Source organism: Draconibacterium orientale (assembly GCF_900111425.1).
Taxonomy (GTDB): Bacteria; Bacteroidota; Bacteroidia; order Bacteroidales; family Prolixibacteraceae; genus Draconibacterium; species Draconibacterium orientale.
In genome coordinates, this window is record NZ_FOHT01000007.1 from 115491 (window position 1) to 138914 (window position 23424).

The 23424-nt window shown below is 43.3% G+C and carries 20 protein-coding genes and 1 tRNA gene; 8 read left to right on the forward strand and 13 right to left on the reverse strand.

The window, feature by feature from the left end:
- Positions 1-22: 22 nt before the first annotated feature.
- The 9 genes from BMW53_RS06095 to argR form a co-directional block, all read right to left on the reverse strand.
- The gene (locus BMW53_RS06095) at positions 23-970 is read right to left on the reverse strand and encodes an N-acetylornithine carbamoyltransferase (protein WP_038557954.1); all 948 of its coding nucleotides are present in this window, start codon (positions 968-970) and stop codon (positions 23-25) included.
- Positions 971-1123: 153 nt separating this feature from the next.
- The gene (locus BMW53_RS06100; protein WP_038557956.1) at positions 1124-2374 is read right to left on the reverse strand and encodes a glutamate-5-semialdehyde dehydrogenase; all 1251 of its coding nucleotides are present in this window, start codon (positions 2372-2374) and stop codon (positions 1124-1126) included.
- Between the two features lie 151 nt (positions 2375-2525).
- Positions 2526-3635: a glutamate 5-kinase gene (gene proB, locus BMW53_RS06105; protein WP_038557958.1), complete on the reverse strand. Its 1110-nt coding sequence runs from the start codon at positions 3633-3635 to the stop codon at positions 2526-2528.
- Between the two features lie 5 nt (positions 3636-3640).
- Positions 3641-4438, reverse strand: coding sequence for a pyrroline-5-carboxylate reductase (proC, locus tag BMW53_RS06110; protein WP_038557961.1), 798 nt, complete (start codon positions 4436-4438; stop codon positions 3641-3643).
- Positions 4439-4476: 38 nt separating this feature from the next.
- Entirely contained in the window at positions 4477-5613 is a 1137-nt protein-coding gene (locus BMW53_RS06115) for an aspartate aminotransferase family protein (RefSeq protein ID WP_038557963.1), read from the reverse strand.
- Positions 5614-5706: 93 nt separating this feature from the next.
- Positions 5707-6675, reverse strand: a complete 969-nt coding sequence (gene argC / locus BMW53_RS06120) for an N-acetyl-gamma-glutamyl-phosphate reductase (protein WP_038557965.1) — start codon at positions 6673-6675, stop codon at positions 5707-5709.
- Positions 6676-6759: 84 nt separating this feature from the next.
- A complete protein-coding gene (locus BMW53_RS06125) occupies positions 6760-7953 on the reverse strand; it encodes an argininosuccinate synthase (RefSeq protein WP_038557967.1) in 1194 nt (397 codons plus the stop codon).
- 81 nt (positions 7954-8034) lie between these two features.
- On the reverse strand, positions 8035-8694 hold the full coding sequence (locus BMW53_RS06130; RefSeq protein WP_038557970.1) for a GNAT family N-acetyltransferase: 660 nt from the start codon (positions 8692-8694) through the stop codon (positions 8035-8037).
- 8 nt (positions 8695-8702) lie between these two features.
- Positions 8703-9188: an arginine repressor gene (gene argR / locus BMW53_RS06135; protein WP_038557972.1), complete on the reverse strand. Its 486-nt coding sequence runs from the start codon at positions 9186-9188 to the stop codon at positions 8703-8705.
- A 220-nt stretch (positions 9189-9408) separates the two neighbouring features.
- Here argR and carA point away from each other — a divergent pair, with 220 nt between their 5' ends.
- The 3 genes from carA (at position 9409) to carB (ending at position 14216) form a co-directional block, all read left to right on the forward strand.
- The gene (gene carA, locus BMW53_RS06140; RefSeq protein WP_038557974.1) at positions 9409-10494 is read left to right on the forward strand and encodes a glutamine-hydrolyzing carbamoyl-phosphate synthase small subunit; all 1086 of its coding nucleotides are present in this window, start codon (positions 9409-9411) and stop codon (positions 10492-10494) included.
- Positions 10495-10541: 47 nt separating this feature from the next.
- Positions 10542-10904 carry a four helix bundle protein gene (locus BMW53_RS06145; protein ID WP_038557976.1) on the forward strand — a complete coding sequence of 121 codons (363 nt, stop codon included), beginning with the start codon at positions 10542-10544 and terminating at the stop codon, positions 10902-10904.
- A gap of 78 nt (positions 10905-10982) precedes the next feature.
- Positions 10983-14216: a carbamoyl-phosphate synthase (glutamine-hydrolyzing) large subunit gene (gene carB, locus BMW53_RS06150; protein WP_174416370.1), complete on the forward strand. Its 3234-nt coding sequence runs from the start codon at positions 10983-10985 to the stop codon at positions 14214-14216.
- A 251-nt stretch (positions 14217-14467) separates the two neighbouring features.
- Here carB and BMW53_RS06155 read toward each other — a convergent pair whose 3' ends face one another.
- On the reverse strand, positions 14468-15013 hold the full coding sequence (locus BMW53_RS06155) for a hypothetical protein (protein WP_038557978.1): 546 nt from the start codon (positions 15011-15013) through the stop codon (positions 14468-14470).
- Positions 15014-15876: 863 nt separating this feature from the next.
- Here BMW53_RS06155 and BMW53_RS06160 point away from each other — a divergent pair.
- On the forward strand, positions 15877-16629 hold the full coding sequence (locus BMW53_RS06160) for a hypothetical protein (RefSeq protein WP_038557980.1): 753 nt from the start codon (positions 15877-15879) through the stop codon (positions 16627-16629).
- 18 nt (positions 16630-16647) lie between these two features.
- On the opposite strand, the gene BMW53_RS06165 is transcribed toward BMW53_RS06160, so the two are convergent.
- Positions 16648-17043 carry a response regulator gene (locus BMW53_RS06165; protein ID WP_051567785.1) on the reverse strand — a complete coding sequence of 132 codons (396 nt, stop codon included), beginning with the start codon at positions 17041-17043 and terminating at the stop codon, positions 16648-16650.
- 198 nt (positions 17044-17241) lie between these two features.
- Between BMW53_RS06165 and BMW53_RS06170 the strand changes: the two genes are divergently transcribed.
- A complete protein-coding gene (locus BMW53_RS06170) occupies positions 17242-18192 on the forward strand; it encodes a D-2-hydroxyacid dehydrogenase (protein WP_038557981.1) in 951 nt (316 codons plus the stop codon).
- Between the two features lie 98 nt (positions 18193-18290).
- Positions 18291-18791 carry a hypothetical protein gene (locus BMW53_RS06175; protein WP_139178035.1) on the forward strand — a complete coding sequence of 167 codons (501 nt, stop codon included), beginning with the start codon at positions 18291-18293 and terminating at the stop codon, positions 18789-18791.
- Here the strand turns inward: BMW53_RS06175 and BMW53_RS06180 are convergent.
- Entirely contained in the window at positions 18759-19175 is a 417-nt protein-coding gene (locus BMW53_RS06180) for a (deoxy)nucleoside triphosphate pyrophosphohydrolase (RefSeq protein ID WP_038557985.1), read from the reverse strand. The genes BMW53_RS06175 and BMW53_RS06180 overlap by 33 nt on opposite strands.
- A 65-nt stretch (positions 19176-19240) precedes the next feature.
- On the opposite strand from BMW53_RS06180, the gene BMW53_RS06185 reads away from it, so the two are divergent.
- Positions 19241-19777 (forward strand): HEAT-like fold family protein, encoded by a 537-nt coding sequence (locus BMW53_RS06185; RefSeq protein ID WP_038557987.1) that lies wholly within the window; start codon positions 19241-19243, stop codon positions 19775-19777.
- Here the strand turns inward: BMW53_RS06185 and BMW53_RS06190 are convergent.
- Entirely contained in the window at positions 19774-22842 is a 3069-nt protein-coding gene (locus tag BMW53_RS06190) for a glycosyltransferase family 117 protein (protein WP_051568162.1), read from the reverse strand. The genes BMW53_RS06185 and BMW53_RS06190 overlap by 4 nt on opposite strands.
- A 184-nt stretch (positions 22843-23026) precedes the next feature.
- On the opposite strand from BMW53_RS06190, the gene BMW53_RS06195 reads away from it, so the two are divergent.
- Positions 23027-23102 (forward strand) — tRNA-Gln (locus BMW53_RS06195).
- Positions 23103-23424: the final 322 nt, after the last annotated feature.

Below are 23424 nucleotides of genomic sequence, written 5' to 3' on the forward strand. Positions count from 1 at the left end.
CACATTACAAAATTACAATAACTTACTCATCTTCCAAAATCATCTTCAGTACTGCCTGTGCAGTAATTTCACGGTTATAGGCTTCGTCAACAACAATTGAATTTGGGCTGTCGATAACACCATCAGTCACAATCATGTTTCGACGTACCGGCAAACAGTGCATAAATTTGGCATTGTTTGTTAAAGCCATTTTTGCTTCATCCACGGTCCAGCTCATGTCCTTTGATAATATCTGTCCATAATCGGTATATGATGCCCAGTTTTTGGCGTAAATAAAATCAGCACCTTCAAACGCTTTTTTCTGGTCGTACTCTACTTTTACATCGCCCATAAATTCGGGTGCCAGTTCGTAGCCTTTCGGGTGGGTAACCACCAGTTCGTAATCGGTTTCGCGCATCCACTCAACAAACGAGTTGGCAACAGCCTGCGGCAAAGCGCGGGGGTGTGGTGCCCAGGTAAGAACTACTTTTGGCTTTTCAACTTTTTTGTGCTCTTCAATGGTTACCAGGTCGGCAAAACTTTGCAGCGGGTGGCGGGTTGCTGCTTCCATACTTACTACCGGAACGCCCGCATATTCAACAAACTGGCTCAGGATTTTTTCAGCATAGTCGTCTTCGCGGTTTTCAAATTTGGCAAAAGCACGCACGCCAATTACATCGCAATATTTTCCGATTACCGGAATGGCTTCGCGCAGGTGCTCGGCATTTTTGCCGTCCATTACTACGCCCATTTCCGATTCCAGCTGCCAGCTGTCTTCGTTTACGTTCATCACCATGGTGTTCATGCCCATGTTCATGGCTGCTTTTTGGGTGCTCAGGCGCGTACGCAAACTTGAGTTGAAAAATACCAAAACCATGGTTTTGTTTTTCCCCAGGTGCTGAAAACCAAACTTGTTGTTTTTTACTTCGAATGCGGTTGCCAGCGCTTTTTCAATGCTGGGAATATCTTTTACTGATGTGAATTTTTTCATGTTTTAAAATTTGAAAATGGAAGCACGAAGACCGAAGTTTCAGCTTCCATAGTTTATATTTTTGCCTTTTATCTTTTAACTTTTGCTCCCGACGCTAGTGGCCGGGATTTGGCGTTGGCCGATTTTCAATTCGCTTCGCTCAACTTTTACCTTTTACCTTGGACGAACTTGTCCGTTGCCTTCAATTATCCATTTGTAGCTGGTAAGCTCTTCCAATGCCATTGGCCCGCGGGCGTGCAGTTTTTGTGTACTGATGCCAATTTCGGCTCCCAGTCCAAACTGTGCGCCGTCGGTATAAGCGGTTGATGTATTGGAATACACGGAAGACGCATCTACCATTTTACGAAACATTTCTATTCGTTCCTGGTTTTCAGAAATAATTGCTTCGCTGTGTTTTGATGAATGTGTATTGATGTGGTTCAAAGCTTCATCAAAAGAACCTACGGTTTTTATCGACATTTTCATCGATAAGAATTCTGTTCCGAATGATTCTTCAGTGGCTTCAAACAAGAGCTCCGCCGGGTAAACCTGTTTTATTTGTTGGTATGCTTTTTCATCAGCATAAATCACCACCTGTTCTTCCGAAAGTTTTTTGGCAAAGTTATTCAGCTCATTCAACCGACTTTCGTGAATTAGTAAACAATCCAAGGCATTGCAAACCGAAGGACGACGCGTTTTTGCATTGAAAATAATTTCGCGGCCTTTTTCGGCATCGCCAAATTCATCGAAATAGGTGTGGCATATTCCGGCACCGGTTTCAATTACCGGAATGGTGGCATTTTCGCGTACAAAGTTGATCAGTCCCTGGCTTCCGCGCGGAATGATCAAATCGATGTATCCGTGAGCACGCAACATTTCGTTGGTTTCTTCGCGCCCGGCAGGAAGCAGTGTAACGGTGTTTTCGTCGAACCCGAACTTCTTAAGCACATTGCGGATAATAGAAACAATGGCCTGGTTGGAGTAAATGGCATCGCTGCCACCTTTTAAAACACAGGCGTTTCCCGATTTCAGGCACAAAGCAAAAACATCGAAAGTTACATTCGGGCGGGCTTCATAAATAATCCCGATTACACCAAAGGGTACGGTAACTTTTTTGATTTTCAGGCCATTTTCGCGAACCGTTTCTTTTAAGGTTTTTCCAACCGGACTTTCAAGGCGGGCAACGTTTTCCATGTCGGAGGCAATGCCTTCTATTCTTTCTTCCGATAATTTCAGTCGGTCGAATTTTGGATCTTGCGGATCCATACGATCCAGATCTTTTTGGTTTTCGGCAAGAATAATTTCCGATTGTGTCCTTGCTTCGTTGGCCAGCTCCAATAACAAATGTTTAACCTGATCGTCATTCACCAGGTTTAACTTTCGCGATGCTTCCAGCGTTTTTTTAAGCTGTTGTTCTATCTTCATAGGCAATGGTCTTTCAGTGAAAAACCCTCTCCCGGGGGAGGGAGAGGGAGCTCAGAATATGTTCAAATTAAGGCATCAAAAAAAAGGGAGTAAGGGTAGTTTGCCGTGGCAGACAAACTTCGTTAAAGGTTACTCTGAGCTTTTTTATATTCTAAATTAATGTTTCGTTTGTTTTATATTCTAAATACAAATAATCGTAATGTATTACCGGTTTTTGCTTGTCGGATTGCTTCTCTATTTCAATCTTTTCAGAGCCATACGAGGCTTTTCCCATGCCGACAAACTCGCCGTTTATGCTTGTTATTTTTATTAAATCTCCTTTTTTGAATTCGCTTTCAACTTTCTCAATTCCCACAGGAAGCAAGCTAACGGCCTTGTCGGAAAGCAGTGCTTTTCGTGCTCCTTCGTTGATTTGCACCTGGCCTTTCGTGAACCCATCGGAATAGCCAATCCATTTTTTTACTCCGCTCGATGGTTTCTCGTTAGGTACGAAAAAAGTGTGCTTTAAGTTTTTTGATTTGTCGAGCAGATCGACAAGAATATTTGCGCGGGTTCCGTTGGCTACATGAACACCAATTCCATCGCCGGCCACTTTTTTTGCAATTCGGAATTTGGTAAGCATACCACCGCGGCCAAAATCCGATCGTTCAGAAGAAATGGCATCTTGCGGGGCTTTGTCGTTAACCTGAATACGCTCGATCAGTTCGGCTCCTTCGCTATCGGGGTGAGCGGTGTAAACTCCATCGATATTGCTGAGGATGATCAGTGCTTCGGAATCAACCATCGACGCGATCAACCCTGAAAGTTCGTCGTTGTCGGTAAACATCAGTTCGGTTACCGAGATGGTATCGTTTTCGTTAACAATCGGTATCACTTTGTTTTCCAGTAAGGTGGTGATACAGTTTTTCATGTTCAGGTAATGGCGGCGGCTCGAAAAATTTTCCTTGGTGGTGAGCACCTGCGCACAGGTTAATCCTTCTTCGTGGAAAAAATCGGAATAGCGCGATATTAATTTTACCTGACCCAGTGCAGCCCATAACTGTCGTTGCGAAACGGCATCCGACTTTTTTGTTTCTTTCATTACAGCGCGGCCTGCAGCAACTGCTCCCGATGAAACCAAAACCACCTCGACACCATTTTTTTGCAAATGAGCAATTTGGTCAACCAGGTGGGCAATGCGCGCTACGTTTAGCGTTCCGTCGGCTTTGGCCAGCACATTGCTGCCTACTTTTACTGTTATTTTTTTATAGCGGGTCTGCACCGTTTTTAGTTGTCTTTTATTTTTTTGTATGAGGCTAAAACTCCCAGAATAAGCGAAGAGCTAAAGCCTTTGTGTTCCATTTCGTTCAGGCCGGTAATCGTTACGCCCATCGGGGTGGTTACTTTGTCGATCTCTCTTTCAGGGTGGTGCCCCGACTGCAATAGCAATTCGGTTGCGCCTTTTACCGTTTGTGCCGTAATTAGCTGAGCCATTTCGGCGCTAAAACCAATTTCGATACCACCTTGCATGGCCGCACGAATGTAACGGAGTGCATAAGCAATTCCGCACGACGAAAGTACCGTTGCTGCGGCCATCAGTTCTTCGGGAATCTCGATGGTTTTTCCCAGTTTGTCGAACAGTTCAACCACATACGCGCGGTAGGGCTCGGTGTTGCCGTTTGCCGAAATACAGGTTAACGATTCCTGCAAAGCAATTGCGGTGTTGGGCATTACCCGGAAAATAGGAATGTCGTTTCCGGCCATTTCTCCAAGGGTATCGATACCTACACCGGCAACAATGGAAATGAAAATCTTCTCCGGCGACAAAATGGGCTTCAGGTTGTTAATTACTCCCTCGATATGATAGGGTTTTACGGCAACAATAATCACATCAGCATCTTTTGCTGCATCCAGGTTATTGTGGAAAGCATGAATTCCCAGATCGCTCATTTTTTCGAGTGTCGCTTCTTTTCTGTCGGAAACGGAGATGTTGCCTGCATCAACAGAGCCCGATTTTAAAAGGCCAAGCGCAATGGCGCCTCCCATGTTTCCTACGCCGATTATTGCTATTTTTTTATTTTCCATTTTGTCGAATTTAGAAAATGTAGTTTTTAAATCATTATTTATTCAGCGAACGAGTCCAGTACATCTGCAAACGCTGCTAAAAAGGTGTCGGCTTGTTCGATTGTTAAGCTGAGTGGTGGCAACAGCCTGATAATGTTTTGCCCCGATACGCCGGTGAAAATTCCGTAATCGAAAAGCAGTTTTTTGCGAATTTCGGCAATGGGCTGTTTAAATTCCAACCCGATCATTAATCCTTCTCCTCTGATTTCGAACTCAGCATTCATTTCCGCCAGTTTACCCATCAGGTAATTTCCAACTTGTTCAGCATTCTCAACCAGGTTTTCGTCTTCCATTACATCCAGAACTGCAATGGCTGCAGCACAAGCCAGGTGGTTGCCACCAAAAGTGGTTCCGAGCATGCCAAACCAAGGCTCAATTTCCGGTTGAATGAGTACGCCGCCAATTGGGAATCCGTTACCCATTCCTTTGGCCATGGTAACAATGTCGGGTTTTATATCCGTATGCTGGTAGGCGAAGAATTTTCCGCTTCGTCCGTAACCCGACTGTATTTCATCCAGAATTAAAACGGCCACATATTTTTCGGTTAGCTGTTTCAGTTTTTTCAGGAATTCGATGTCGGGAACATGTATTCCGCCGATTCCCTGAATTCCCTCAACAATTACAGCCGCCACATCGCCTTTTTTTAATGCTTCTTCCGTTGCATTAATGTCGTTAAAAGGCAGGATAAGCGCATTGTCGGTTTCGTTAACCGGAGCAATAATTTTTGGATTATCGGTAATGGCAACAGCCGCCGAAGTACGTCCGTGAAAACCTTTTTTATAAGAGATAATCTTCTTTTTACCGGTTATAAATGACGCCAGTTTTAGTGCATTTTCGTTGGCTTCGGCACCCGAGTTACACAGAAATAGCTGATAGTCTTCGCAGCCCGATTGCATGCCTAATTTTTCGGCGAGTTCCTTTTGTAGGGGATTTTGTACTGAATTCGAATAAAATCCGATTTGCTGAAGCTGTTTGCTTATCTTTTCAACATAAGTGGGGTGGCTGTGCCCGATCGAAATTACCGCATGCCCGCCATAAAGGTCGAGGTATTTTTTCCCGTTCTCATCCCAAACATAACAGCCTTCTGCTTTTACAGGAGTGATGTCGAAAAGTGGATATACGTTAAATAGTTTCATATTTAATTCTTTCTCGCAGATTTCGCTGAAAACGCTGATCTTGTTTGCGTTAATCTGCGTTATCCGCGTGCAATTATTTTGCCTTTTACCTTACTAAAACGCTACCGGTTTCAAACTCAGTCCGGCTTTTTCATCCAGGCCAAACATCAGGTTCATGTTCTGAACTGCCTGGCCCGATGCGCCTTTTATTAAATTGTCGGTTAAGCTGATTATTACCAGTTTGTTGCCGTGTTTCTCCAGATAGATTACGCCTTTGTTGGTGTTTACTACTTGTTTTACTCCCGGGTTTTTGTCGGTTACAAAAACGAACGGGTGATCGGCATAATAATCTTCGTATAATTCGTTAGCCTCTTCCAGCGTTCCATCGAATTTGGTATAACAGGCTACAAAAATACCACGTGTGTGGTTTCCGCGAATCGGTACAAAGTTGAAGTCTTTTTCAAATCCCGGCTGCAATTGTGTCAGGCTTTGAATGATCTCTCCTTCGTGCTGATGCTGGAAAATTTTGTATGCCGAAACATTGCTGCTTCGCCAGCTAAAATGCGAAGTTGCTGTTGGCTTTTGCCCGGCACCGGTTGATCCGGTAATTGACTGAACATGAATTTCATCCTGCAGTAAATCATTCGCTGCAAGTGGCAACAGTGCCAGCTGAATGCCGGTGGCAAAACACCCCGGATTGGCAATTCGTTCTGATGATTCAATTTCTTCGCGGTTTAATTCAGGTAAACCGTAAACAAAGTCGTTGCCTTCTCTTTTAAGTCTGTAGTCGTGGCTTAAGTCGATAATTTTCAAATATTGTGGGAAAGTATTTTTCTCCATGAATTCGATCGACTTGCCATGGCCCATACAAAGGAAAATTACATCCACCTCGTTAAAAGGCATTTGGTCGGTGAATTTGATTTCGGTTTCACCCAGTAAATCAATGTGTACATCCGAAACCGGGTTGCCTGCGTTGCTGGTACTTTGTACAAAACCAATTTCGGCGTGCGGATGATTCAGTAAAATTCTCAACAGCTCTCCGGCAGTGTACCCGGCTCCTCCTATTATTCCAACTTTAATCATTTGATTAACGATTGTAGATTAACGATTTTTGATTTCAGATTTTTCCTTCGAAATTCAATATTCGTTAATCATCATTCAACATTCTTACAAACTTCCGTTTACCTTATTATATATTTTCAACGAGTTTGATAAGATTTTGGTAAACCCTTTTACATCGTCGGCGGTCCATGCTTCAACGGTTTCGCCGTATTGGCCAAATCCTGAATTCATTAAATCGTGCTCCGATTCAATACCAACCAGTTCGAAGTTGTAAGGTCTCAGTTTTACGATCACTTTTCCGGTTACGTTTTCCTGAGTCGATTCCAGGAAATCTTCGATGTTACGCATTACCGGCTCCTGGTACATGGCTTCGTGCAGGAACATGCCGTACCAGTTGCCCAACTGCTCTTTCCAGTACGATTGCCATTTGGTAAGCGTATGTTTTTCCAGCAGGTGGTGGGCTTTAATGGTAATAAGCGGTGCCGCAGCCTCAAAACCAACGCGGCCTTTAATTCCAATAATAGTGTCGCCAACGTGTGTGTCGCGGCCAATGGCATATTTCGAAGCAACGGCTTCCAGTGCACGAATTACATCAGGGCCGTTTTCGTAAAATTCACCATCAAGCGAAACCAGTTCGCCTTTTTCAAAACCCAATTCAATGGTTTTTGGCTCGGTGGCTTCCAACTGACTAGGATAAGCTTCTTCATGAAGATTTTTGTCGGTGGTCAATGTTTCTTTTCCGCCAACGCTGGTTCCCCAAAGTCCCTGGTTAATCGAGTATTCCATTTTTGTGAAATCGGCTTCGAAACCATATTTTTTCAGGTAATCAATTTCGTACTGACGGGTAAGCAACATATCGCGGGTTGGTGTAATGATTTCAATCTCGGGAGCCAGCACCTGGAAAGTAAGGTCGAAACGAATCTGGTCGTTTCCGGCACCGGTACTACCATGAGCGATGTATTTTGCCCCAATTTCTTTAGCATACTCGATAATGGCGATGGCCTGAAATGCTCTTTCGGAACTTACCGAAATAGGGTAGGTGTTATTACGCAAAACATTGCCAAAAACCATATAGCGAATACATTTTTCGTAATACTCGTTAGTTACGTCGAGTGTAATGTGCTCAACCGCGCCTAATGCTAACGCGCGTTCTTCAATGGCTTTTAATTCTTCGTCGGAGAAGCCGCCAGTGTTGGCAATTGCCGTGTAAACGTCGTAACCTTTTTCTTCTTTCAGGTATTTTACACAAAACGATGTGTCTAAACCTCCGCTAAATGCCAGTACTAATTTTTTACTCATGTCTCAATATCTTTATAAGAGCGACGGCGTTTGTTATTCAACTTAAGTATGTAGCTGTTTGTTGAATAGCGAGATGCCACTCTACTTGTTTTTATCTGTTATTTTATTTTTCTTTTTTGCAACCCCCACAAAACGTTTGGGTAGAAGGTCGAGCAGGCTGCGTTTCCGAATTCCGTTTCCGTTGGTGTATGTTGGTTTTTCCCATGCCGGGTCGTAAAGCATTCCGGTGCACAGGCATTTTGTACGGCCGGTGCGCTCCAGAATATCGTGGTTTATACATCCCTGGCAACCTTTCCAGAACTGGTCGTCTAACGTCAATTCCGAGAATGTAACCGGACGATAACCCAGTTCGTGGTTAATTTTCATGACGGCCAAACCGGTTGTTAACCCAAATATTTTTGAGTTCGGGTATTTCTTGCGCGACAGCTCGAAAGCCTTCTTTTTAATCGCTTTTGCAAGACCTATTCCACGGTATTCTTTACCAACAATTAAACCCGAGTTGGCCACAAAGCCTTTTTCCTGCCAGGTTTCTATGTAGCAGAAACCAGCGAAACTGTCTCCTTCAAGGGCTATAATTGCTTTTCCCTCCTTCATTTTCGAAGCAAGGTATTCAAATGTACGACGCGCAATTCCGGTGCCGCGTTGTTTCGATGCACTGTCGATAGCGTCGTTTATGTCGTCGATAAATTTCAGGTGTTTTTCGCCGGCAATTAAAACTTTAATATTTTCTAAACTCTTCATCTTTCGATCTACAATTTGTCGTTAAGCTTTGGCAGAATTTTTATTAATGCCTCTGTCAAATCATTTTTCGATATTCCTTCCCTTTGTATTATTAATATAGTATCGTCTCCTGCAACGGTGCCTAAAATTTCCCACGGACTAGTCGAATCGATTACGGCTGCAATGCTGCTGGCGTATCCGGGTAATGTGCGTAAAACTGCCAGGTTGCCCGAAAACTGTATGTCTTTAAATCCGTCGGCCAGGTAATTTATACGGTTAACGTGTTCTGAATTGTTTCTTTCCGTTTCCCCGTTTTCAGCAATTGTATAAACGTATCCTTTAGCCGGATGGGGCACTTTGGCTACCTGCAACACTTTTAAATCGCGCGATAATGTAGCTTGTGTCAGTTCAAATCCCCGGCGTTTTAATTCAACCAATAATTCGTCCTGGCTGTGTACACTGCCTCGTTGTATTATTTTTCGTATTTCTCGTTGTCGTTGTACTTTATTCTTCATTGAATAAATATTCATTTATGGTGCAAAAATATTCATTTTTATAAAAGAACTGGTAAGAATTTCAGAATATTTTCTATTTTTGTACCGGAAAATGATTTAAAGATCATGTTCTTAACATTATGGCTGAGAAAGTGTATTTGAAAATAAGTATAAAGAATAACTGAAATGCGTTTGAACTATTTTAGGGCAAGCGCATTTTTTTTAATTATTAAATAGGAATATGTACAAAGTAAAACAGGCAAAATTAACGCTTGAAGACGGGACGGTTTTTATGGGAAAATCCTTCGGAAGCGAAAAGTCGGTGGCCGGAGAGGTCGTTTTTTATACCGCAATGACAGGGTATCCGGAAAGTTTGACTGATCCATCTTACACAGGACAAATCCTGGTGTCGACCTACCCAATGATTGGGAATTATGGTGTTCCTTTTAACAGGAAAGAAAACGGAATACACAAGTATTACGAATCGCACAAATTGCACATTTCCGGATTGATAATTTCTGATTATTCATTCGAATTCAGCCACTGGAACGCAGAGAAAAGTTTGAGCGACTGGCTGAAAGAATACGAAGTGCCGGGTTTGTTCGATATCGACACGAGAGCCTTAACAAAAATTTTACGTGAGAAAGGTTCGATGTTGGGGAAGATCGAATTTGAAGATGAAATTGACTTTTACGATCCGAACAAAGAAAACCTGGTAGCGGTTGCAAGTTGTAAAGAGCGCGAAGTTTATGGCGATGGAGAGCACAAGGTAGTGTTGATTGACTGTGGAGTTAAAAACAACATTATTCGTTGTTTGCTCGATCGCGGAGCTACGGTAATTCGTGTGCCATGGGATTACGATTTTACCCATGAAGAATTCGATGGATTGTTTATCTCGAACGGCCCGGGTGACCCGGCAAATTGCGATGTAACGGTTGAGTACATTAAAAATGTAATTGCAGCAGAAAAGCCAATTATGGGGATTTGTTTGGGTAACCAATTGCTGGCACGTGCCGCCGGTGCAAAAACCTACAAGCTGAAATTTGGTCACCGAAGTCACAACCAACCGGTTTTGCTGCAGGGAACAAACAAATGTTACATCACTTCGCAAAACCATGGATTTGCTGTGGCAACCGAAACATTGTCTGACGACTGGGAACCATTGTTTACCAATGTAAATGATGGAACCAACGAAGGAATCAGGCACAAAACAAAGCCTTTCTTCTCAACGCAGTTTCATCCGGAAGCATCGAGCGGACCGGTTGATACCGAGTTTTTATTCGATGAGTTCATTAAAAATATCGTAGAATATAAAAGCCGGAACTGATTTAAGAATATCGATTAACGATTTTAGATTTAAGATTGCGAGCCGAAATGAACAGATTTGAGTTAGAAGAGAGGTTGATTGTATTTGCTGCAAGGATTATTGAACTGGCAGAAAAACTGCCGAATTCTCCAATCGGCAATCATATGAAAGGGCAAATTGTACGTTCAGGAACGTCACCTGCTCTAAATTATGGAGAAGCACAAAGCGCTGAATCGAAAAAAGATTTTATTCATAAAATGAGCGTGTGCTTAAAAGAGCTTAGAGAAACTTTCGTTGCCATAAAAATCATAAAATATTCCAAACTTTTAACTGAAGTGGCTTTGCTGGAGGAGTGTTACGTTGAAAACAACGAATTGATTTCCATTTTTGTTAAAAGTATAGAAACAGTAAAGAAGAATAAAAGCGCATAATGATATGTTAATAAGTATTTCGGAGCGACAATCTAAAATCATCAATCGTTAATCATCAATCGTTAATCAATAGTAGTTATGATAGAAACACATATTAAAAAAGCAATTGTTCTTGGTTCGGGAGCACTAAAAATCGGCGAGGCCGGTGAGTTCGATTATTCCGGTTCACAGGCGCTAAAAGCCTTGAAAGAGGAAGGTGTTGAAACGGTTCTTATCAATCCGAACATTGCAACCATTCAAACATCTGAAGACATTGCAGACAAAATTTACTTTTTGCCTGTTACGCCTCATTTTGTTGAAGAGGTAATCAAAAAAGAAAAACCACAGGGAATTCTTCTGGCATTTGGTGGGCAAACTGCGCTGAACTGCGGAGTTGCACTTTACGAATCGGGAGTTCTCGAAAAATACAATGTTGAAGTAGTTGGTACGCCGGTTCAGTCGATTATCGACACGGAAGACCGCGATATTTTTGCCAACATGCTTGATGAAATTGATGTTAAGACATGTAAAAGTATTGCGGCGTCAAATATGGCTGAAGCGAAAGCTGCCGCAAAAGAGGTTGGCTTTCCAATTATTATCCGCGCAGCATATACGCTGGGAGGTTTAGGCTCGGGTTTCTGCGAAAACGAAGAGGAGCTGGAAAAGCTGGCCGGTAGTGCATTTTCGTATTCGCCACAAATCCTGGTTGAAGAATCGATTAAAGGATGGAAAGAGGTAGAGTACGAGGTAGTTCGTGATAAATACGACAACTGTATTACCGTTTGTAATATGGAGAACTTCGATCCGCTTGGAATTCACACCGGCGAAAGTATTGTTGTGGCTCCGTCGCAAACACTATCGAACTCGGAATATCACAAGCTCCGCGAGATCTCTATTAAAATCATTCGTCGTGTTGGAGTAGTTGGAGAATGTAACGTACAGTTTGCACTCGATCCGTACTCGGAAGATTATCGCGTAATTGAGGTAAATGCCCGTTTGTCGCGTTCGTCGGCACTGGCATCGAAAGCCACTGGTTACCCGCTGGCATTTGTTGCGGCAAAACTGGGGTTGGGTTATGGCTTGCACCAACTTAAAAACTCGGTTACCAAAGTAACAACAGCTTGTTTCGAACCTGCACTCGACTACTGTGTGGTGAAGATTCCGCGTTGGGATTTGAGCAAATTCGTAGGTGTTTCGAAAAATATCGGAAGTTCGATGAAATCGGTTGGCGAGATTATGGCCATCGGACGAACTTTTGAAGAAGCCATTCAAAAAGGTATCCGAATGGTTGGACTTGGCATGCACGGTTTTGTGGCCAACAACGAGGAGATTACCATTGAAGCAATAGAGGAGGAGTTGACAAATCCTACCGACCGACGTATTTTTGCCATTGCCGAAGCGTTCAACAAGGGTTACACCATCGATCAGATTCACGGGAAAACAAAAATCGATTGCTGGTTCCTGCAAAAGCTGAATAACATTTACAAAATAAAACTGGAGCTGAAGAAATTTAACGAATTGGAGAAATTGCCAATTCCGCTGTTGAAAGCTTCAAAACAAGCAGGTTATTCTGATTTTCAGATCGCACGTTTGGTGCTGAGAAGTAAGAATGTCAACATGAGTGAAGATATTCTGAAAGTTCGGGCATATCGGAAAGCGAATGGTATTGTTCCGGTGGTAAAGCAAATCGATACGCTTGCCGGCGAGTATCCTGCACAAACCAATTACCTGTACCTAACGCATAACGGTACCGAAAATGACGTTACTTATTTAGGCGATCACAAATCGGTGATGGTGCTTGGGTCGGGTGCTTACCGCATTGGAAGTTCGGTAGAGTTCGACTGGTGTAGTGTAAATACCATCAACACCATTAAAGAGCAGGGGTACCGTTCGGTAATGATCAACTACAACCCGGAAACGGTGAGTACGGATTACGATACCTGCGACAGGCTTTATTTTGATGAGCTGACTTTTGAGCGCGTTATGGATGTTTACGACCTGGAGAATCCGCATGGAGTTGTGCTTTCAATGGGCGGACAAATTCCAAACAACCTGGCCATGAAGCTGGACGGGCAAAATGTTCCGATCCTTGGAACATCGGCCAAAAAAATCGACAATGCCGAAGATCGCGAAAAATTCTCGTCATTGCTTGATGATCTTGGAGTTGATCAGCCTCGCTGGGCGCGCCTTTCAACCATTGAAGAAATTCACAAGTTTGTTGATGAGGTGGGTTATCCGGTGCTGATTCGTCCGTCGTACGTACTTTCGGGTGCAGCCATGAATGTGGTTTCGAACCCTGATCAGCTGGAGCACTTCCTGCAGATGGCGGCCAATGTTTCGAAAGAGCACCCGGTGGTTGTTACCGAGTTTATCGAGCAGGCCAAAGAAATTGAGATTGATGCCGTGGCCAATAAGGGCGAAATGGTGGCTTATGCCATTTCGGAGCACGTGGAGTTTGCCGGAGTTCACTCGGGTGATGCTACCATTGTTTTCCCGCCGCAAAAACTTTATGTTGAAACCATTCGCCGGGTGAAGAAAATCGCCCGTGAGATTGCAAAAGGACTGGAAATTACCGGGCCGTTCAACATGCAGTTTCTGGCAAAAGACAACGACATTAAAGTTATTGAGTGTAACCTGCGTGCATCGCGAAGCTTCCCGTTTGTATCGAAGGTGATGAAACTGAACCTGATAGAAATTGCCACAAAAGTGATGTTGGGAATCGATGTGCCGAAACCGGATAAATCGTTGTTCGAACTGGATTATGTGGGGGTAAAAGCACCGCAGTTCTCGTTTGCACGTTTGCTGAAAGCCGACCCTGTTTTAGGTGTTGATATGTCGTCGACCGGAGAGGTGGGATGTATTGGCGAAACCTATTACGAGGCGATTCTGAAAGCAATGATGTCGGTGGGGTACAACTTCCCGAAAAAGAACATTCTGATTTCTTCCGGACCATCGCGCGGTAAGCTGGAGCTACTGAACAGCGCCAGAATGCTGGTTGAAAAAGGCTACAATATTTTTGCTACTGAAGGAACACATAAGTTCTTCCGCGATAACGGCATTGAAAATACGCTGGTACACTGGCCGGATGAGGAAGATCAGTCGCCAAATACCATCGAGATGATCAAGAATAAAAAGATAGACCTGGTGGTTAATATCCCGAAAAACCATACCAACCGCGAGTTGAAAAATGGTTACCAGATCCGTCGAAGTTCCATCGATTATAATATTCCGCTTATTACGAACGCTCGTGTGGCAAGTGCATTCCTTTACGGAATTTGCAAATACAGCATTGATGATATTCAGGTTAAAAGCTGGGACGAATACAAAGCTTAAAATATTTGTTCTTAATGATAATAAAGCTTCGGCCATTGGTCGGAGCTTTTTGTTTTTATTAGTGGGCATTAATTGGGATTACACGTAAAGTCCGGAGGATTTGTATGTTTATAGTAATAAAAAGGTACGACACCGATCGGAGTCGTGTGCACCTCTTTCGGTTTTGCTATAAATAGTTAATGCCGCCGGTATCAGAAGCAAAATACACGGCTGGCAGGTACCGAAGTTTCCAGCATTGCCAGCGATTTTTTTTAATGACCAGGCTGTATCTCAACCGGAATATCACTAATCACGTTGTGGATATGAAATAATGACTGAATAACCGGATCGGCTTCAATTACCAACATCCCCATGTTCTCTGCAATGCCGCTTACAACTTCCGGGTAAATTGCGCCTGTGGCTAAAAGCCTGGCTTGTATCTTTACAGGATGTGATCCGGTAATTCTGTGAAATTCTTTTTCAATACATCGAATGAATTTAGTCTGTGTTGGATTTAGCAGCGTAGCATATTTATTATCGCAGGTAAAGGTTACCTTTAGATTGTCGAAAGCTAAATTCGTATAGTGGCTATCATCCACAGAGATGATAATATCCAAATTAAATTCATCTCCTTTTTCGATCTGACTGCCATCCTCTTTATAGGCTTTATAGCTTATTTTTAGTTCGCTGTTCAGTTCTTCATTTATTTCATCAATCAAAGCCTGTGTTTGATTTGCATGAGCCATCGGTTTAATTTTTCCCGGAATAGGAATGCTGACTCTTCGTTCACTTGTTTTCATGTTACTTAACGGATTCATAGCTATTGATTTTAATGGTGTAATTTTAAAATTCTACGGTCGGTAAAAATGATCGTTGCAAGACCTGGCAGGCTGTATTATATACGCATTCAGAAGTGTTCTGTTACAATGAAGGGCAGACCAACGAAAGGAGAAATCAATAGCAATTATCTGCTGTAGCTGATACCCTTTTAGCTGACCTTCTAAAGACAAATGGCTGCCCTCCGGAACGGCCTTTTGTAAATGGATTGGCTACCAGTTGGCAAACGAAGGATTAAATTACGTGTCTGCGGCAACGCCCTAGTCTTTGTCTGTAGCCATTTCCTCTAGAGAGAGGAATTCCCAACAGGCTGAGAGAAAAATGGATATTAAAAGTTATTGGTTTTGTCATTACAGTGCATGTCACCAAACGAAAATAATAAGGTTGGTTGTATTAACTAAACAAGGCTACTAAGGTTACTCAAATTGAAAAGGTTTGTTATAGCTCCCAAAGGAAACCTTATTTTCGAAATAAACCTTAGTAGAAACCAACATACAACACCGCAAAACCTTATTAACCTTATTTCCTGTTACGTAAATCCAACAAGCTGGTATGCTTGGAATAGGCGAAGGATTAAATTATGCGTCTGCGGCAACGCCCTAGTCTTTGCCTGTAGCCATTTCCTCAAGCATGGGGAACCAGCTGCAATGTTTGGGTGGAGTTTTTAGTTAATGCTCAAAAATATCATTTGTGCTTGCTCCCCCTTGCAAGCTTATTAATACCTTCAGAAAAAAGCGAGCGAGAAAGGCGCAGCACTTCAATAAACGCTACACTTTAGTTCATAAATATTCCATAAAATCAGAAATCCTGCTAATTTTAAGCTTTCATTCTAAACAACTTAACCGTGACAACTAAAACCTGTATTTACCGCATTGGCATTGCCGTACTTCTATTCGTTTTTGTATTAAATTGTAAAGCACAAACCAGTGTTTCGCTGCGTTCGCAATGGCTCGATCCCACCAATCTGTTTACCGAAGAAAAACCAACCGGCGAGTTTAGTACGGAGTTTTCGGTTGGTGGCCCCTGGAGTCTGTATTTTTACTATGCCCACGATTTACGAAACCTGACTCCCATATACATGATTGGCGGGGTGAACCACACGAACGAATCGGAACAAGCCGACAGCCTTGCTTTTGCGCAGCAGGAAGCGCGAGTGATACCAAAGAAGTCGCGGGTAATTTTTGTGAGCTACCAGTACAGCGAAACAGTTGACCAGCTTTCGTGGATTCAGCCGGTAATTACCTGGAACTGGAATTTTTTACGAAAGCCCTCAAGTTCAGTCCATACCTTTACTGCTGAGGTTTCGCCCTGGATGTCGCTGCAACGTGGCGATCGTTACCAGGACGGTGGCTTTATTAACGCCCAGTACAACTACACCAAACATCTTAAGAAATGGATCCTTTCGGGTAACCTGAAAACCATTGCAGTTAAAGTGGTGGAGAAAGAATGGGATGCTTTTGTTTTAGGAGAAGTTCTTGATCTCTCTGCCGAATTTGTCCCCCTGAAAACAGCGCTTGATGTTGTTCTCAACCGGCCGCTTATTACCGACGAAGCCGATGACCTGGGATTTACTATCGGAATAATTAAAGAATTCTGATTTTAGTTTGAAATCGTTCTAGAAATATTCCCCGATAATCTTTAAAAGATCGGCTTTGCGAATGGGCTTGCTCACGTAATCGTTAAAATCGTTTCCGTTTACTATCTCGCTCTGTGTTTCGGGTGCAAAGGCTGATAAAGCAAATATTTTAACCACCTTATCCAATTTTCTGATATTCTTTACGGCCTCGAAGCCATCCATTTCGGGCATTTTTAAATCCATTAAAATTAAATCGATATCCGAATGCTCTTCATAAAGATTTATGGCTTCAACACCTGTTGAGGCAATTAGCAGTTCATCGGCAATATCGTTTAGCATGTACGAAAACAGCTTCTGATTAATTTTGTCGTCTTCAGCCAGTAGAATTTTAAGTTTTTTTATGGCGGGTGCACTACCCGGATTATCTGTTTCCATAGGGTTATCAGGTTATGTGAATATCAGCAATACACAGAAAAAACATTACTGTGCCGGGAAAATAATCCACAATTTAATTCGTCCTTTTTTTTTCTTTTATTGTATAACACAATAAATATAAAGCTTTCATTTTGATTCGCGAAACAAGCGGGTTGCTCATTTTGTTTATTTTTGACATCAAATTAATAAATCAGAGTTATGAAGATTGTTGTTTTGGATGGCTATGCACTAAACCCCGGGGACTTAAGCTGGGACACTTTAAAGGCATGGGGAGAATTAACCGTTTACGACCGTACAACGCCGGAGCAAACCGTTGAGCGCGCTGCCAGTGCCGAAATCATTTATACCAACAAGGTCGTTCTTAACCGCGAAATTATTAAACAGCTACCTCAGTTAAAGTTTATTGGTGTATTGGCAACCGGCTACAATGTTGTTGACATAGCTGCGGCCAACGATGCAGGAATTACCGTTTGCAATATTCCGGCGTACAGCACGCAGTCGGTAGCGCAATTGGTTTTTGCCCACCTATTGCATTTTACCAATAATGTAGGCTTGCATTCCGAATCGGTTAGCAAAGGTGAATGGGCCGCAAGCAAAGACTTTGCCTACTGGCTGTCGCCACAAGCCGAGCTGGCCGGAAAAACGCTGGGCATTATTGGTTTTGGGCAAATTGGACAAGCCGTTGCCCGTATAGCACTGGCTTTTGGCATGAAGGTAATTTTTAACAACCGAAGCAAAAAAATAACCGACCTCGATGCCCGCCAGGTTGATCTTGATACTTTGCTGGAGACCAGCGATTTTATCAGCATAAACTGCCCGCTAACCAGCGAGAACCAGGGGTTTATAAACAAAGAAACCATAGGAAAAATGAAACCAACGGCTTTCCTGATAAACACCGGCCGCGGACCACTGATAAACGAGCAGGATTTGGCCGATGCACTAAATGCGGGAAAGATTGCCGGTGCCGGCCTCGATGTATTGTCGGTAGAACCTGCCTCGCCCGAAAATCCGCTACCCAATGCGAAGAATTGCTTTATAACGCCACACATTGCCTGGGCAACGCTTGAAGCCCGTCAACGGTTAATGCAAATTGCGGTTGATAACCTTAAGGCTTTTGTTGATGGAGAACCGATTAATGTGGTGGGCTAACATGTTTAAAAATCGTTAAGAATATATAAAGCCCGTCCGGGGCACGCAACCTTTTCAGCCCGTCGTGCGTTCTATCAGCACACGAAAAGGTAATTGTGTTGCTTAAAATACTACATATCGTATTGCTGGCATCGGTAAAGTATATTGTTACCCTTCCTTATGCCATGATTATCGGCCTCGATTATAAGTACGCGCTGTTGGCTGTGCTTACCGGGGGAATTGGCGGATTTCTGTTTTTTTACTACATCAGCAAACCCTTAAACCGCGGATTAATGCTTTTGTGGCCGTGTTTGTGCAAAGCTATTCCGAACTCCATGCGGGGACGCTACCGCAACTGGTGTATCAACAGAATGAAGAAAAAACCCAAACGAATTTTTACCCGCCGAAACCGTTTTATTACCCGCATGAAATCGAACTACGGCTTTTGGGGTGTTATTATTGCCACACCGGTTATTTTAACCATTCCCATTGGTGCTTTCCTGGCCAATAAATACTATGCCCAACGACGACATACGGTTTTGTTTATGATTTTATCAATAATAGGCTGGGCTGGTGTTTTGTCAGGGTTAGTGCATCTTTTTCCCGGCGTATTTCTTTAGCCGATCGCGGTTCTCCGCCAGTTGCATCAACACTTTATCGGCCCCGGCCAAATCCAGTTCATCCAATTCGTCAATCGTTACCCATTTTACTGCGTTATGATCGTTTAATTTTATTTTTCCCGAAATCAACTCACAAACAAAAGGAATCAAACGAATGGCTTTAATCTTATAATTGTGTTCAACAGGAGTTAGGGCCTCTACAACCTTTACAGTCAGATTTAATTCTTCGGCTATTTCGCGAACAATACACGCTTCTTCTGTTTCTCCGGATTTTATTTTTCCACCGGGAAATTCCCACTGAAAAGGATGATCGGAGCTTTCGTTATTTTGAGCAACAAGAATTTTCCCCTGATGGATTATTATGGCGCAGGTAACTTGAATCATCCGGTAAAAATAGAAACTTGAAGAATAGTTTCTATCTTTTCTGCTTGTTATGAAATCAACCGCTGATGACAGAACAGGAACTTTTCGAGCACCTCAACGCATGGGAAAACATTGAAGTTGTTGCCGCATCAATACTTAACGATCCGGAGCAGTTTCATACTCTCGTACAGCTTGCCCTAAACGATACGCGACAAAAAAGCTGGCGCGCAGCTTACCTTGTCGATAAAATTCATGACGAAAAACCGGAGCTTTTGCAGCCTTATCTTCGGGCGCTGATCGGGCAGTTAGAAACAGAAATGAATGCCAGCAAACGCCGCCACTGGTTAAAGCTTATCAGTATGAATGCCTTGCCCAAAGAACACATTGGTTTTCTGTTTGATTATTGCATTGAAGCATTTACCTCGGGCAGCGAGGCCGTGGCTGTGCGGGTGCATGCCATGCAAATTCTGTTCAATATCTCGGAGCTGGAACCCGACCTGAAACCGGAGGTTCTGCAGATCATCGAGCAGGAAATGGAATTCCATCCTACAGCAGGTATTCGGTCGCGGGGTAAAAAACTGGCAACTAAATTATTTAAACAAATTCAACGAAACAGCGGTTAAGAATTGGCTTTAATCTGAAACCGGGCAATCAATTCCTGCAGTTTGGCATCCAGCTCAGCGAACAACTCATCCTGCTTGTAGTTTCGTGTAAGAATCACCAGGTTTCGCAAATGCGAGATCTGACGGTTTTGTTCGTTTTGCACAGCTGCCGCAAAATTGTCGGGTAATGATGCATAATAATCAAGCAGGGCAAAACAGTTATCCGCCATTATACGTACTTTTTCATTTCCTTTTTCAATGGCTCCGGCACCGTAATACTGTGCTGCCATTTGGAACGAGCTGTAATCAAGCGGAATTTTCTCGTTCGGGAAAAGCTCAAACATTTTATCGGCCACTTCAATGGCTTTTTCTGTTTCTCCCTCGGCCAGCAAAGCCTGCGACAAACGCGTAAACATATATTGCGTTTGCATAATATTTATCTGCTTGCGGTTGTATTCGTCCATATGAATATCCGGATCGTTTACATTTCCCCAAACAAATTTATTCATCACATTATCGTAAAGAATTTCGGCGTCTATTCGTCCGGCAGTTACGCCTTGTTTTGGCGTTCGTATTGGCACAAACCGGTAGGCTAGTCCTTCAAACTGCAACCAGTCGAGGAAATGAATATTTCCGGTAAATATCAAACTGTGATCGATATAAATGGGGCGCTCCCAGTTGTTGGCAGCAATCATATTCAACACGGCCATTTCACTTTTCGAAATCAGATTATCCGAAATCCTGAAGCTTACCCTGTCGGCAATAAGATCAGCATCTTTCTGCTTTACGGTTCCCGAATCCAGAACTTTTTGCTTATCAACCGTAATGTGAAAATCGCGCGATGGCAGGTAATCCATCATATCACCATTGGTTACCTGTATTTTTGTGCGCACATCGTCGCTGCCTAAAAAATCCATGGCTTCACTCAGTTCTACCGATCCTTTTATGCGACCCTGGAAAAGCACCGCATCCATACGGCCCATGTAGTATTTATCTTTTGTGAATGAAAACGGCACCGGATCAGCATCGTAAGTTTTAAACTGCTGCTGACTAATGTACCAGTCCATTCCCAAATAACTAATGTTTACGATTTTAATATCCCTACGTACACCTTCCACTTCCTGCACATACCACAACGGGAAAGTATCGTTATCGCCATAAGTAAACAGGATGGCGTTTGGCGCACACGATTCGAGGTAGTTTTTGGCATAATCGCGTGTCATGTATTTTCCCGATCGGTCGTGATCGTCCCAGTTTTGCGAGGCCAGCACACCCGGCACAGTAATCAACGAAATTGCGGTTGCCAACACTGCTCCCGGTGCTCCTTTCAATACCTTCTTTAATCCGGAGTGAATGGCCAGCACGCCCAGTCCAATCCAAATGGCAAAGGCATAAAACGAGCCCGCATAAGCATAATCGCGTTCGCGTGGCTGGTAAGGATACTGGTTCAGGTAAACCACAATGGCAATACCGGTAAGAATAAACAGCAGCATGGTAACGGCAAACGTTTCTTTCCCTTTTTTGCCCTGGTTATACTGAAAGAATAAACCCAGAAGCCCCAGCAACAGCGGTAAAAAGTAATACACGTTTCTGCTCGGATCATTTTTCATCCATTCGGGCATGTTATCGCGCGGCCCGGTTTTTGGCTCATCGATAAACGAAATTCCGCTTACCCAGTTTCCATTCTGAAAACCTCCGTGTCCCTGTACATCGTTTTGCCGGCCCACAAAGTTCCACATAAAATAACGCATGTACATGTGTCCAACCTGGTAGCTAAAAAAGAAGCGAAGGTTTTCGGCAAAGGTTGGCTTTTGCAGCGTTTTTACTTCGCCACGATCGCGCACCCGTACGGGCGTTCCTTTTACTTTTCCCCATTCTTTGTATGCCTGAACGTGGTTGGCTTTGTCGGAGTACATCCTCGGGAAAATGGTTTCCATTTTTGACTCATATACCGAACCACCCGGCATAGTTCCGGTAATTTCATATTTCCCGTCAACTTTATTGTATTGCTCCTTTGGAGCTTTCGTTGCAATTCGCGGAGCATTATAGTAAGGCCCTTTTACCAGCGGGCGGTCGCCATACTGTTCGCGGTTCAGATAACGAACCAAAGCAAAGGCATTATCCGGGCTATTTTGGTTCATTGGCGGATTAGCCGACGCACGAATAACGATCAATGCAAACGATGAGTAACCTATCAGAATAACAATAACCATTGTAAGTGCGGTGTTTAACACCACTTTGTTTCTTTTTCGGGTGTAATTAATTCCCCACACAGAACCGGCTACCACCAGGGCGCCCATAAACAATATTCCCGAGTTAAACGGCAATCCGAATGCATTCACAAAAATACGGTCGAAGATAAAAGCAACGTGCGGAACTCCGGGAATAATACCATATTGAATTCCCAGCAAGATACCCATTGAGGCGGCCAGCGCATAAATTACACCTTTCCACGAGAATTCGTATTTCTTGAAATAATAAACCATTCCGATAGCCGGAATAGCCAGCAGGTTCAGCAAGTGAACGCCAATCGACAAGCCCATTAAATAAGCGATAAGCACCAACCAGCGGTTCGCGTATTTTTCGTGCGCCACATTTTCCCATTTCAGAATGGCCCAAAATACCATGGCCGTAAACAGCGACGACAGGGCGTAAACCTCGCCTTCTACCGCCGAAAACCAAAACGAATCGGTAAAAGTAAAAGCCAGCGCTCCAACCAAACCACTTCCCCACACGGCAATTTGTTCGCCGGTGTTTAGCTTTTCCCCGGGGAAAAGTTTGCGGGCAAGATGCACGATCGTCCAGTACAAAAACATGATGGTTGCGGCACTTGCAATGGCCGACAACGAATTAACCATAACGGCAGCCTTGGTAACATCGGGAGCAAACAGCGTAAATATCCGGCCCAAAATCATAAAGGTAGGCGCACCCGGCGGGTGACCCACTTCCAGTTTAAAGGCACTTGTTATAAACTCTCCGCAATCCCACCAGCTAACTGTGGGCTCAAGAGTAGCAAAATAAGTTATACAAGCGACGATAAAAACAAGCCAACCAAGAATGTTATTGATTAATTTTGTGTGTTGCATGATCTGCATTTAATTTTTGAACAAAGGCAAATATAAGCTTTTATACAACAAAGCTTCGAACATGATTCTCAAAATGCATTTCACCTTTTTTTTTCGAAAGAGAGATTTTTTTTCGCCCAGATATTGCAGAATAAAAATTTTTTATACTTTTGCACCGTCTTTAACGAAAAGACACAATAAGGACTGACCCGTGGTGTAATTGGCAACACGTCTGATTTTGGTTCAGAAGAGTCCAGGTTCGAGCCCTGGCGGGTCAACCACGAAAGCCTGTAGTTTTGCTACGGGCTTTTTTTATGGGTGAAATTTGCTGCTGGTTTATTATTCAATCTGAAGGTGGATATTGGATCACCCGTAAAATCCGGTGGAATAAAAATTTTATAGAAGCAAGAGAAGAACTGTAACTTTCTGCCTGCCGGCGGCTTTCATCTTTGCCTTGAAGCAAAGACGAAACAGAAAATTCAAGGCTGCTTTTGATCCTTTCCCTGCGTTTTCATAAAACCTAAGTTCGGACGGGTGATCTCCTCGATTCCTCGGAGCTTCCCGCTCTCACTAAGGTTTTATTTCAACTCCGGGCAACGACCA